The organism is Paenibacillus sp. oral taxon 786 str. D14 (assembly GCF_000159955.1).
Lineage (GTDB): Bacteria > Bacillota > Bacilli > Paenibacillales > Paenibacillaceae > Fontibacillus > Fontibacillus phoenicis.
Genome location: NZ_GG695984.1, coordinates 110,495 through 123,276 on the forward strand (window position 1 = coordinate 110,495; position 12,782 = coordinate 123,276).

Here is a 12,782-nt window from a genome sequence, read left to right on the forward strand (position 1 = left end):
CGATAATTCCAATACTCACAGGGAAAGGACTGGATGTTAGAAATGGGTCAAAAGTTGAAAGTAGGCATCGTTGGTGGAACAGGAATGGTAGGGCAACGCTTCGTACAGCTGCTGGATCAACATCCTTGGTTTGAGGTTACTGCGATTGCAGCCAGCGCCAATTCCGCAGGCAAAACCTATGAAGAGTCCGTCCAAGGACGTTGGAAAATGGCTACGCCGATGCCTGAAGCCGTGAAATCCATCGTCGTACAGGATGCGGCCAAGGTTGAGGAAGTTACGGCGAACGTGGACTTCGTGTTCTGCGCAGTGGATATGAAGAAGGCGGAAATCCAAGCGTTGGAGGAAGCCTATGCGAAAACCGGCACTCCGGTCATCTCCAATAACTCGGCGCACCGCTGGACACCGGACGTGCCGATGGTGATTCCAGAAGTGAACCCGCAGCATATCGAAGTGATCGCAGCCCAACGCAAACGCCTTGGCACGAACACCGGATTCATTGCTGTGAAGCCAAATTGCTCGATCCAGAGCTATGTGCCGGCGTTAAACGCTTTGCTTGATTTTGAACCGACGACCGTTGTGGCATCGACGTATCAGGCGATTTCCGGGGCAGGTAAGAACTTTACCGATTGGCCGGAAATGCTGGATAACGTGATTCCTTATATCGGCGGCGAGGAAGAGAAGAGCGAGCAGGAGCCGCTACGTATTTGGGGGCATGTGGAGGGCGGACAGATCGTCAAAGCAAGTTCTCCAATTATCACAACTCAGTGCATCCGCGTTCCGGTGACGGACGGTCACTTGGCTACCGTATTCGTATCATTTAAGAAGAAGCCGTCGAAGGAAGAAATCCTGCAGCGCTGGGCGCAATTCAAAGGCCGTCCGCAAGAGCTGGGGCTGCCAAGCGCTCCAAAGCAATTCATCACGTATTTTGAAGAAGAAAATCGTCCACAAACCAAGCTCGATCGCGACATTGAGCAAGGGATGGGGGTTTCCGTCGGACGTCTGCGCGAAGATTCGCTGTACGACTATAAGTTCGTTGGCCTGTCGCACAATACACTGCGCGGAGCCGCAGGCGGTGCGGTGTTGATTGCTGAACTGCTGAAAGCAGAAGGATACATTCAAGCGAAGTAAAGAGAGTTTGTACGGGGCAGGGAGGGGGCCGGTTGTTAACCATCAAATTGGATGATTTAAGCGGACCTGAAATCAGAGCATTTATTGGCGAGCATCTAGCGAACATGGCGGAAACCTCTCCACCCGAAAGCATCCACGCGTTAAATATAGACGGATTGAAGCAGCCGGACGTCACGTTCTGGAGCGCTTGGATCGAAGGCGAGCTCGCGGGATGCGGTGCACTTAAGGAACTGAACCGCGAGCACGGTGAGGTCAAATCGATGCGAACCGCTCTGCCGCACCGGGGGAAAGGCGTTGCCAAGCAAGTGCTGGCGCATATTCTTGAAGAAGCCGCGCGGCGCGGTTATCGGCGGATCAGCTTAGAGACGGGTTCGATGGAGGCTTTTGCTCCGGCCCGTAAATTGTACGAAAGCTTTGGGTTTACGTTTTGCGGTCCCTTTGCGGACTATATCGAGGATCCGAACAGCGTATTTATGACTAAATCTTTATAACCAAGATGGACCATCTCAAAAGAAACACAAAAACCCGCATTGTTGCGGGTTTTTGGCTTTTTATCCGAGGATAAACGAGAAAGATTTATACGACGACGGCGGTTCCGCTGACGGATACCATCAGCATGCCTTCGCGAATGACCTCATAATCGATATCGACACCGATAATGGCGTTTGCGCCGAGACGTGCAGCTTGGTCAGACATTTCTGCAAAGGCGGTGTCTCTGGCTTCCTGAAGCTTGTTCTCGTAAGCTCCGGAACGGCCGCCTACGATATCGGTGATCGAAGCTAGAAAATCGCGAACGACGTTAGCGCCCATGATGACTTCTCCGGTAACGATTCCGAGGTAACGTATTACCGGCGATCCTTCAATGGATGGGGTGGTGGTCATAATCATATGTGAGTCCTCCTTATTTTTAGAGCCATATTGGTTGTTACGCAGGTATGCCATGATGGTTTCAACTTAAACTATAATGGATGCAAGGGAGGCTATAACGTGAAAAAGATGATTGTAATCGGCTCCGGGATTCTCGGTGCCTCAACAGCATATCAGTTAGCGAAGCTGGGAGCCGAGGTGACGGTCGTTGACCGCGGGATACCGGGACAAGCGACCGACGCTGCGGCCGGAATTATTTGTCCGTGGATCTCGCAACGGCGAAATAAAGCTTGGTATAGCTTGGCCAAATCAGGCGCGCATTATTACGAGTCCCTGATCAAGGAACTGGAGGCGGAAGGAGAGCGCGATACGGGTTATGCTCGCGTGGGAGCACTTCGCCTCCATCGGGAACGCGAAAAGCTTGTTGCCTTGGAGAAGCTGGCGGTGGAGCGTAGACGAGAAGCCCCGGAGATGGGCGAGATTCGATTGCTCGAACCGGACGAAGTGAAGCGGCGGTTCCCGCCGCTGGATGAGGGGTTCTACGCTCTGTATGTGAGCGGTGCCGCCCGCGTCGACGGACGTGCGCTCCGCGAATCGCTCCTGAGGGCAGCGGTTCGGCATGGGGCGGTGTTGGTCCGCGGCGAGGCTTCGCTTTTGCATGACGGCTCGGCCGTGGCTGGCGTGCGTGTTGGCACGGAAGAGATTGGCGCCGATGCGGTTGCCGTTTGCGCCGGGGCATGGGCGCGTCAACTACTCACTCCGCTGGGCTTGGACTTCCAGGTGACTTACCAGAAAGCCCAGATCGTTCATTTGGCGCTGCCAGACGCTGCAACCGAGCGTTGGCCTGTCGTGATGCCGCCGGGAGATCAGTACATCCTGGCGTTCGACGACAGCCGGATCGTGATTGGCGCAACACACGAAAACGATCCGCCCGGCTATGACACCCGCGTGACGGCGGGCGGCTTGCAAGAGGTGATCAACAAGGCGCTGACGGTGGCGCCGGGACTAGCGGACGGCGGCTTTTTGGAAGCGAGAGTTGGGTTTCGTCCGTTCACACCGGGATTTCTCCCGGTCTTCGGAGCGTTGCCTGGATGGAAGGGGATCTATGCGGCTAACGGTCTAGGGTCTTCGGGATTAACGATGGGACCGTATATCGGCGCGCAGCTGGCCCAAATCATGTTAGGACGAGAGACGGAAATCCAATTGGAGAACTACCGTCTTGAGCTGGCCATTGCTCCCGCAACTGCTAACAATCTGTGAAAAGTATTGCACAAATGTTTCCACCAGGAGGACAGATGTCCGTAATGCGTGGTATACTATCGCTATGCATTGATGCGACATCCTAAACATACGGGGGAGAAACATGAAGGCAATCATACTGAAATGGAATGAAATGAGTCTTGTGAAGCGAATTCTTGTAGGCTTGGTGGTGGGGATCCTCCTGGCGTTGATCGTACCACAAGCCAGCGGCATCGCGCTTCTGGGAACGCTGTTCGTATCCGCATTAAAGGCTGTGGCGCCAGTTCTGGTGCTGCTGCTGGTGATGGCCGCGATCGCGAACCATCAAAAAGGGCGGCAAACGAACATGAAGTCGATTCTTGTGTTGTACGGAATCAGTACGTTTTTGGCTGGAGCAAGCGCCGTGGCCGCCTGTTTCCTATTTCCAGTCAGCTTGTCCTTGGCAGGGGCAACCGAAGGCTTAACTCCGCCAGGAGGAATCGTCGAAGTTCTTAAAGGGCTGCTGCTAAATGTGGTGGATAATCCAGTTAATGCCTTGATGAATGCCAATTATATCGGCATTTTGGCTTGGGCGATCCTGCTTGGTTTAGCGTTGAAAGGCGCGGGAGATCAGACCAAAAGCCTGCTCACGCAAGCCTCCGACGCCGTTTCGCAAATCGTCAAGTGGGTAATTCAATTGGCACCGTTCGGGATTCTGGGGCTCGTGTTTGAGTCCATTACGGTAAGCGGACTTGACTCGTTGCTGGATTACGGGAAGCTGTTAGTTGTCTTGGTGGGTTGCATGCTGTTTATCGCGTTGATCGTCAATCCGCTGATCGTCTACATCAATATTCGCCGTAATCCGTATCCGCTCGTGTTCACTTGTTTGAAAGAGAGTGGAATCACGGCGTTCTTCACCCGCAGCTCGGCGGCGAATATCCCTGTGAATATGCGTCTCAGCGAAAAATTGGGACTGAATAAGGATACTTATTCGGTATCCATCCCATTGGGAGCGACGATCAATATGGCGGGTGCGGCGGTTACGATTTCGGTCCTGACGCTGGCGGCCGTCAACACATTAGGCATCCAGGTGGACTTCGGTACGGCGGTGATCCTCAGCGTATTGTCGGCGATCTCCGCAGCTGGCGCTTCCGGTGTGGCCGGCGGTTCGTTGTTGCTGATTCCTCTGGCATGCAGCTTGTTCGGAATTTCGAATGACATCGCGATGCAAGTTGTAGGGGTAGGTTTTATTATCGGGGTCGTGCAGGATTCATGCGAAACGGCGCTGAATTCTTCCTCCGACGTGCTGTTTACAGCTACAGCAGAGTATGCCAAGAAACGCAAGGAAGAGGCGCTTCCGCTGGCAAACACGGCAAGCCTGGATTAAATATCAATAAAGGCTGGCGATGACTCGTCAGCCTTTTTCATGCGCTTTAAATTTACGCAAACAAATCCGGGATCAAGACTTGCAAGCCTGGGTAGAGCTGCGAAGTCACCTGCACATCCCCCGTATTCGAAAATACGGTCATATCCGTAATGTCGCCGTCTGCTAGTGAGTAGACCATCACGATTTTTTTCATCGGATCTACAATCCAGTATTCCTTAACTCCACATACGCTATACAAGTCCAGCTTCTTGATCATGTCCTTACTCCGCGTGGAAGGGGACAACACTTCAACGACCAGTTGGGGAGTTCCCATATATTTACCGTTGGCGTCGATTCGATCTTTATCGCAAATGACCACGAGATCGGGTTGTACGACACAAATGTTATTCTCCTCTTTCTCCAACGTGATATCCAATGGGGAGGTTAGAGGCGTACATGGCTTGCCTTTAAACCAAGTATAAAACGTGCCATGGAGTTCAGTTACGGCTAGTTGATGATTGAAAGAGGGAGAGGCAAGATTATACACGACACCATCGATCAATTCGTAACGTTGTTCCGATGTCTCCGTCAGCTCAAGGAAATCTTGGTAAGATACCCATTCTCCTCCGGCGTGATAGCTCGCTGCTCTCTCCCTCAGTACAGACTCACTTGCTTCGGCGATCGCGTTTAATTTAGCTACGTCCTTCCCGTTTCGTGTAACGATAATTTCCTCGCCAACTTCCGCAAACTTTAAATATTTACCGAAATTGTTCTGCATGTCCGTTGAAGATACCCGCATGATCTTCACCTCGAATTAGCTAATGTTTAGTATTATATTAGCTAATTCAGCGTCGGTAATCAATACAAGTTAGCTATATTTACTCGACATAAGTAACCTCTCGGATTTGTGCATAGGTTTCCGCCAACATCAGGGTATCCTCGGCTAAACGCTCAATCCGGAATTTAACGTCGTCGTTCACAATCTCTTTGCGGTAGAAATCTTGTTCCTCGATAAACACATAGTTCTGCACTAATTGTGCCTTCAAATAAGTTAGTATCGGTTTAAGTTGCTGTTCAGGAACGAGGAAGTGGCGGGAAGAGCCTGCGGTAGCCACGATACTGACCACCTTGTCTTTAAGAGCATATTGCGGAAGCAGATCGAAAATGTTCTTTAGCGTTCCCGGAATCGAAGCCTGGAATATCGGAGTTCCGATGACTAGGACGTCGGTGTCCATGATCGCTCTCGTGATCATTCCAGTATCGCCTTCATAATCCAAGAAGTTACGACCGTCGCTAAATTGAACTTGATACTCAGCCAGATCGATCAGCGTCGTTTCCGTACCGGGGTACTTGTCCGCTATCGTTTTAAGTGTGTAATCAACGGCTGTTCTGGTTTTGGAGCCTACGATGGTGCCTGATAATCCTACGACTTTCATCTTATTTACCTCCTTCGGATTTTTTCGTTGTATTTGCGGATGGCTGGCAAGATTTCCGTGCCGATCAGTTCGAGGTTCCGTTTGATCTGATCAAACGGCATACCGCCAAAATCGATTTGGGCGACATAACGCTGATGTCCGAACAATTCATGTTGATACAGGATTTTCTCGATGATCTGTTGAGGGCTGCCGGCATTGATGATGTGATGCGGGTCGCCGCCTTGCATGAAGAGTTGCCGATGGAAGCCTTGTCCATTCGTTTTCTTCATGCCCTCGTTGATGTAAGGATACAGCTCCTGTAGTGCCTGTTGCGAGGTTTCGGCTGCGTAGAAAAAGCCTGCAGTGGCGATGGGCAGCTCGTCCGGGTTGTGTCCCGCCTCTCTGGCGGCTTCCCGATACATATCCACCGTCCGTTTAAAGGCGGAAGCAGGACCACCCAAATGCGCCATTACCATCGGAACGCCGGCGTAACCGGCTTTAATCGCGCTGGCCGGACTTCCCCCAACCGCTCGCCAAATCGGCAGGGAGCCGCTTTGCGGACGAGGGATGATCTTGGCATTTCGTAATGGGGCGCGAAACTCTCCGCTCCAGTTGACGATCTGTTGTTCATTGATCAACCGCAGAAGATCGAATTTCTCTTCGAATAATTCCTCGTAATCGTGAACATCGTAACCTAACAAATCAAATAGTCCAACTCTGGAGGCGCGCCCTGCCACGATTTCTACCGGCCGCCCGAGATGAGGTCGATCGTGGAAAAATCTTCATACACGCGCACCGGATCCGAAGTGCTAATGATGGTGGAGGTGCTGCCGAGCTTGATTTTGCTCGTGGCTTGAGCAATAGCGGCAAGCACCACTGTGTGCGCTTGGGTTGCGAAATATTCCTGGTGGCTTTCTCCGACACTGAAAAAGTCCAGTCCCGCTTGCTCAGCAAGCTTGGCGTACTCGATGATTTGCCGAATTCGTTCTTGGGCTGAAATTCGTTGTCCATTATTCGGATCGGGCAAATGATCGCCCAAGGTGTATATGCCAAACTCCAGGCCTTTGCTGGGATCAATACGGTATTGGTTCACGAAAATTCACCCCTTGTTTTTTGGTGATGTAGATGTTGTCTATGCACTAATTATAATTTGCTTACGAAAATATAGTAAGTACGCACTTTTTAGTGGTATAGTTACTTATAAGAAACCAAGGAGGTTGTGCTATGGAGAAGATACCTGAGCTTTGTCGCGTCGGTGACGCTTTGGAAATTTTGGTGGGAAAGTGGAAGCCGGTGATTTTGTTGGTGTTACTGCAAGAAGGCACGAAAAGATTCAGCGACTTAAAGCGCAAGCTGCCAGACATTTCACAAAAAATGCTGACTCAGAAGCTGCGTGAATTGGAGGAAGAGGGAATCATCGAACGGATCGTCTATCCCGAGGTTCCGCCCCGTGTAGAGTATTCGATTACGGAGTGTGGAAGAAGTCTGGAGCCGCTTCTAGACGCAATGCACAGTTGGGGGGTAAGCCATGTGCAGCGGAAGGAGGAGAACCATCGGCAGGTAATTGAAGAGAAATAAATGAGCAGATAAAGAACGAGCAGCCAAGGAATGATCCAAGGCTGCTCGTTTTCAATGCTTCTTATGGCTGCCAGTTGACCTCAACCGTGCCGACACCGCTCGTTGGCGTTGTGAAGCTGTGGTTCGCGCCGCCTTCCCAGGTCACGGCTGTCCCGTTCTTTTTAATAAACTTGAACTCCAAGGTTGTTCCGGCTGGCACGCTAACATCGTAGTACCAGGTCGGATACGTCCTGATGATCTGATTAAAGAACGGACCCATCGCTTTGTTCGGATCCCAGTTGCCAAGTTCGGCGATGTTGCCTGTAAGGTAGACATTTTCGCCTAATTGTGTGTTGGCATTGTTGATGATGAAACGGACCGAGACTTGATCCCCTGTCAGCAGGTTAAAGCTGCTGTAGCTGTTGCTGTCTACGGAGGAAGCGCTGCGGACTTTGATGTTATATTGCCCTGGGGTGATTGCCGGAACCGTCACTTGGATCTGGGAATCTTCCCACTGCAAAATCTGGCTGCCGGTGACTGCCGTCGTGCCAAAGAAGACCGTCCCTTTCGTACTGCCAAAGCCTCGGCCATCAATCGTCAGCGTCGTGCCTGCTTTGCCCAGGTCCGTTCCGATATTGCCAATCACCGGTGCGGACTCGTTCGCTGCAAATTGCCATACGGCGACGGCCCCTGCAGGCAGGTTAAAGGCGGAGACGGCTCCCGTGGAACTTACCGTAATACTGCCGCCGTTAAGCAGTCCGCTCAACTCGTCTGCGTAAGTACCGGCCGTAAGGGAGGTCTGCAAGCCGGTGATCGAGGTGGCGTTGGTTGTGCTGCGGTTAATTGCGACTAGCGCTACGCTGCTGCCGAACTTACGCTCGAAGATAAATACATCATTATTGATCCAGCGTTCCTGCGTACTTCCATATGCCAGTGCCGGATTCGATTTGCGAAGCGGTGCCAGCTTGCCGATGACCTGATAGGCGGTGGTTGAAGTTGAAAATCCACTCATAAAACCACGGTTGGCCGGATCCCCGTTACCCGTCATATATTGCTCCGTCCCGTAATAGATGGCCGGAACGCCGCGTGACATCAGCGTGAAGGCCAACGCTTGCTCCAAGCGACGGTCATTATTACCCAGCTTAAAACGATCCATATCATGGTTGTCGATAAACGTGACTTGGTCATGAATATGTTTGTAGTTAGCTGCTGTTGTGGTTAGCATGTTATTTAAACCGTACATATTATCTGAATTGTCGCGGAAGACCTGCCGGACCTTTTGCCCAAATTGGAAGTCGAGCAGACTCATCCCGGATTCATTGGCGAATCGGATGTTGTTCGGATCATTTTCGCCAACGCCAAGGAACCATTCCCCAAAGGTAAACACCGGTTTATACCCTGCGATCGAAGCGACCCAGTTTTTCTGCCAGCCCTCCGGCATATGCTTCACCGCATCCACCCGGATGCCATCGATCCCCATATTCAGCCAGAGCTTAATCGCGTCCTTGAAGTAAGTATCCGTTACGTTGTTGTGGTGATTGATGTCGGCCAGATCATAAAGATTCCGATAGATGCCATCCTCGAGCGAGGAGAAATTCGTGCCCTGATTATGATGGAAAATTCCGTTGGTGTCCCCCGTGTACCCAGCGATCAGGTTGCCATTATCGTACAGCCGACCGTTCTCGGCGAAGGAAGGTTGTGTCTCCGAAGCAGGGGAGGTGTGGTTAGGTGCGAAATCAATAATGATCTTGATATTGTGGGCATGTGCCGTGTTGATGAGCTCCTGAAAATCGCTCATGCTGCCAAACGCCGGATTCGTCCGTTTGAAGTCGCGAGCCCAATACCCGTGATAGGATGTGCTGTTGACACCGGAGTAGTCGATGACGCTGTAAATATTTTCGACCGGTTGAGAGATCCATAAGGCGCTTACACCCATTCCGGCAAAATAACCCTCGTTAATCTTGTTAATGATTCCCCGCCAGTCTCCCCCGCAATAAAGCTTCAGATTCGTACAGCCGGGAGAATAGGCCGCGCCGGATGGATTGTTGGAAGGATCTCCATCCGCGAAGCGGTCGGTCACGATTTGATAGATTACATCGGTTGAGAAGCCCTGTTTGTTAAGAACCGACGTATCGGGAGCGGCGCTTACCGTAGGTACGGCGATTGAGGGGATGAGCCATGCTGTAAAGAGACAGGTGGAAGCAAGCAGTGTGATAATAGATTTTTTTAAAAACGGTTTCATAGATCAAACCACCTTTCCAGCTTATTCTACTGTTCTGAACATAGACATCATTTGAACTTCAAGCCAACCGCTGTAGGATCGTTCGGTTCCTCCTTTCCCGCCGCTAAAAAACAAAGAACCCCGCAATCTTCATCTGAAGATTACGGGGTTGTTCCTGATAGGGAGGATCAGGAAAGCAGCGCCCTCAAATTGTGGGATCAACTACCATCCTTATGTCATCATAGATGGCAAAATAAGGATGTAATTTCATATTATATCAAGGCGCCAAAACTGTCAAATCCTAGGTTTTCTCTCTTATTTTCCTCGTTTCGCCGCAATCCTCAAAGTCTTAAGTCTATTCATTCTCAAAATCTATAAAAAATATACAAAATCTAGCAGGAAATATGGATGAATATGTTAAATAAGATATCTATTGCAATCTCACATTTTATGGTATTTGGGAGATTGACGATTCAAGCGAAGGAGGAAGATTTATGGTTCAGGCCAGATTTTTATGGAGGACAAAGATTTGGTTGCTTGCCTTAGCTCTCGTAGTTCCGCTGCTTTCAATCTTAGCGTATGTTGACGGCAAGCAGGTTGGAGCAGCAGGAGAGCGAATACTCGTAGGATATTGGCATAATTTCGATAACGGTTCTACGAATATTCGGCTGCGGGATGTTTCACCGGATTTTGATGTCATTCAGGTTGCGTTCGCTGAACCGATTGGAGGACCCACCAGCGGGAATATGGCATTTACGCCGTATAATGCTTCCGTCAACGACTTCAAGGCGGATATCCGTGAGCTGCAAGGGAAGGGCAAAAAGGTCCTCATTTCCGTGGGCGGCGCCAATGGAACCGTGGACCTGTCTACGGAGCAAGCGCGGCAAACTTTTGTTCAGACGATGAAGAGTATTATCGATACTTACGGTTTTAACGGGCTGGACATTGATCTTGAAGGAAGCTCTTTATCCTTAAACGGGGGAGATGTGGATTTTCGAAATCCGACGACGCCGAGAATCCTGAATTTGATTTCCGCTGTACGTGAAATTTTGAACAGCTATGGTCCGGACTTCATGTTAACCATGGCGCCGGAGACGGCTTATGTTCAGGGCGGTTATGTAGCCTATGGCGGTCCTTGGGGCGCTTATCTGCCGGTCATTTACGCCGTCCGGGATCAACTGGATTATCTCCATGTGCAGCATTATAACTCCGGTCCGATGACCGCTCTAGACGGCAGGACTTACGTTCAAGGTACGGCAGACTTCCAAGTGGCTATGGCTGAAATGTTGCTGCAAGGATTTAATGTCGGCGGTAATGCGAACTATAAGTTTCCGGCTCTTCGCCCGGACCAACTGCTCATCGGCCTTCCGGCGACGCAAGCGGCGGCGGGGGGAGGTTATACGACGCCAGCTAATGTACACAAGGCATTGGATTACCTGATTAAAGGCCAATCGTTTGGCGGAAGCTATACCTTACGTCAACCGCAAGGTTATCCCGGCTTTAAAGGGTTGATGACCTGGTCGATCAACTGGGACAAGGCGGCGAACTTTGAATTTTCTCGGTCTCATCGTGCGTATTTAGACAATTTGGGGACGAACCCAGGGCCAGGTCCAGATCCGGACCCCAATCCAACTCCCGACACAACGCCGCCAACCGCCCCAACTCAGCTTCGGGTCACCGCGGTTACGCCAAACAGTATTACTCTGGAGTGGGCGGCTTCCACTGATAATGTGGGCGTTGTTGGTTATACCATCTCCTATGGTTCCAGCAGCGTGAATGCGACGAATACCACGGCAACCATTAGCGGATTGTCACCGAACACGACGTATATTTTTACCGTCACAGCGAAAGATGCTGCCGGCAACGTCTCCTCAGGAGCTATTGTCCAAGGGACAACCGCGCCGTCCGACTCTCCGGGCGAAGCCCAACCTTGGCAACCTTGGGTATCCTATAACGTCAACGACCAAGTATCCTACAACGGAAGCATTTATATCTGCATTCAAGCCCATACGTCTCTTCCGGGATGGGAGCCTGCGAATGTGCCTGCTTTGTGGAAGTTGAAATAAGGGAGCAAGAGAAACCCACGTCTTGGATTAAGGCGTGGGTTTCGTTTTTGGATCTATATCAAGTTTCATTGTCCAGGAGGTTCCGGAGATCCCAAAGTAGGTAAAGCCTAATTTCTGATAGAGTTCCACGGCAGGAGTATTGGTTGGGTCAACGCTTAGGGACAGCGAACGGTATCCGTCAAGCGCTGCTTGCTTGATGATTTCATTCATTAAAATCCTCCCGATTCCCATCCCTCGAAAATCCGGATGTATAGCGATCCCGAGTTCCGGCGTCTCGTTATCGACGTAGCCATACCCTGGATTCGTTTCGTCGAACAGTCTATACCATACCGCCCCCGCAAGTTGATCGTCCTTCACGGCGACGAAAGCTCGGTCTCCTTTTCGCCCCCAACCTTCGTGATACTTCTTCAGATGCGGCGCATTCAATAGCTCATCCTTCGGCGGCTTCCCCTGAGGGATATGAATCGACTCGTAGTGCATATCCGTGAAGAAATCGAACTCATGGGGTTGCAGCGGTCTGATTGTAATCATGGGTTCACCTCGGGGTGTGGGTTTGGTAATACAGGCTCAAAAATCTCTTGCGTAAGTGCAGCATCAGAGTATTAAAAGCGGTATTCACGAGTACATAGTTATTTTTCATTAGAACGCTTTGAGTTGTTTGTTTGACCCAGAATGTAATCAATACTAACGTTGTAGAAATTGGCTAACTTAATCAATACAGAGCTCGGAACATCCAAGTTCCCGTTTTCGTACCGCGAATAGGTTGCTTGTGAAATGTTTAAATGCTCAGCTAATTGCTGCTGTGTCAAATCTCTATCTACTCTTAAATCCCTTATCCTCTTATACATTCATATATCACCCATGCTAAGTTTACTCTATGCGAAAATTGCATATTGAGATTTATGCATTTTTCGCATAAAATCTATTCATATACCAAATATTTC

The 12,782-nt window shown here is 50.5% G+C and carries 12 protein-coding genes and 1 pseudogene; 6 read left to right on the top strand and 7 right to left on the bottom strand.

What is annotated here, in order from left to right; translation table 11 throughout:
- Positions 1 to 42 precede the first annotated feature (42 nt).
- Both asd and POTG_RS16595 read left to right on the top strand, forming a co-directional pair.
- The gene (asd, locus tag POTG_RS16590) at positions 43 to 1,128 is read left to right on the top strand and encodes an aspartate-semialdehyde dehydrogenase (protein WP_009225998.1); all 1,086 of its coding nucleotides are present in this window, start codon (positions 43 to 45) and stop codon (positions 1,126 to 1,128) included.
- A 32-nt stretch (positions 1,129 to 1,160) separates the two neighbouring features.
- Positions 1,161 to 1,619 (top strand): GNAT family N-acetyltransferase, encoded by a 459-nt coding sequence (locus POTG_RS16595; RefSeq protein WP_009225999.1) that lies wholly within the window; start codon positions 1,161 to 1,163, stop codon positions 1,617 to 1,619.
- Positions 1,620 to 1,704: 85 nt separating this feature from the next.
- Here the strand turns inward: POTG_RS16595 and POTG_RS16600 are convergent, their stop codons facing one another.
- Positions 1,705 to 2,016: a YbjQ family protein gene (locus POTG_RS16600; RefSeq protein ID WP_009226000.1), complete on the bottom strand. Its 312-nt coding sequence runs from the start codon at positions 2,014 to 2,016 to the stop codon at positions 1,705 to 1,707.
- A gap of 99 nt (positions 2,017 to 2,115) precedes the next feature.
- On the opposite strand from POTG_RS16600, the gene POTG_RS16605 reads away from it, so the two are divergent.
- Positions 2,116 to 3,255 (top strand): NAD(P)/FAD-dependent oxidoreductase, encoded by a 1,140-nt coding sequence (locus POTG_RS16605; protein WP_009226001.1) that lies wholly within the window; start codon positions 2,116 to 2,118, stop codon positions 3,253 to 3,255.
- 103 nt (positions 3,256 to 3,358) lie between these two features.
- Positions 3,359 to 4,600, top strand: coding sequence for a serine/threonine transporter SstT (gene sstT / locus POTG_RS16610; RefSeq protein ID WP_009226002.1), 1,242 nt, complete (start codon positions 3,359 to 3,361; stop codon positions 4,598 to 4,600).
- A gap of 52 nt (positions 4,601 to 4,652) precedes the next feature.
- On the opposite strand, the gene POTG_RS16615 is transcribed toward sstT, so the two are convergent.
- The 3 genes and pseudogenes from POTG_RS16615 to POTG_RS16625 form a co-directional block, all read right to left on the bottom strand.
- Positions 4,653 to 5,378, bottom strand: coding sequence for a type II toxin-antitoxin system prevent-host-death family antitoxin (locus POTG_RS16615; protein ID WP_009226003.1), 726 nt, complete (start codon positions 5,376 to 5,378; stop codon positions 4,653 to 4,655).
- A 79-nt stretch (positions 5,379 to 5,457) separates the two neighbouring features.
- Positions 5,458 to 6,015, bottom strand: coding sequence for an NADPH-dependent FMN reductase (locus tag POTG_RS16620; RefSeq protein WP_009226004.1), 558 nt, complete (start codon positions 6,013 to 6,015; stop codon positions 5,458 to 5,460).
- Positions 6,016 to 6,020: 5 nt separating this feature from the next.
- Positions 6,021 to 7,087: pseudogene (locus tag POTG_RS16625) on the bottom strand (LLM class flavin-dependent oxidoreductase).
- A 131-nt stretch (positions 7,088 to 7,218) separates the two neighbouring features.
- On the opposite strand from POTG_RS16625, the gene POTG_RS16630 reads away from it, so the two are divergent.
- Positions 7,219 to 7,572, top strand: coding sequence for a winged helix-turn-helix transcriptional regulator (locus POTG_RS16630; RefSeq protein ID WP_009226006.1), 354 nt, complete (start codon positions 7,219 to 7,221; stop codon positions 7,570 to 7,572).
- A 61-nt stretch (positions 7,573 to 7,633) separates the two neighbouring features.
- On the opposite strand, the gene POTG_RS16635 is transcribed toward POTG_RS16630, so the two are convergent.
- Positions 7,634 to 9,793, bottom strand: a complete 2,160-nt coding sequence (locus POTG_RS16635) for an alpha-amylase family glycosyl hydrolase (RefSeq protein ID WP_009226007.1) — start codon at positions 9,791 to 9,793, stop codon at positions 7,634 to 7,636.
- A gap of 473 nt (positions 9,794 to 10,266) precedes the next feature.
- Here POTG_RS16635 and POTG_RS16640 point away from each other — a divergent pair, with 473 nt between their 5' ends.
- Entirely contained in the window at positions 10,267 to 11,838 is a 1,572-nt protein-coding gene (locus POTG_RS16640; RefSeq protein ID WP_009226008.1) for a carbohydrate-binding protein, read from the top strand.
- A 27-nt stretch (positions 11,839 to 11,865) separates the two neighbouring features.
- Here the strand turns inward: POTG_RS16640 and POTG_RS16645 are convergent, their stop codons facing one another.
- On the bottom strand, positions 11,866 to 12,369 hold the full coding sequence (locus POTG_RS16645; protein WP_009226009.1) for a GNAT family N-acetyltransferase: 504 nt from the start codon (positions 12,367 to 12,369) through the stop codon (positions 11,866 to 11,868).
- Between the two features lie 98 nt (positions 12,370 to 12,467).
- Positions 12,468 to 12,686 carry a helix-turn-helix domain-containing protein gene (locus POTG_RS23295; protein WP_009226010.1) on the bottom strand — a complete coding sequence of 73 codons (219 nt, stop codon included), beginning with the start codon at positions 12,684 to 12,686 and terminating at the stop codon, positions 12,468 to 12,470.
- Between the last annotated feature and the right edge of the window lie 96 nt (positions 12,687 to 12,782).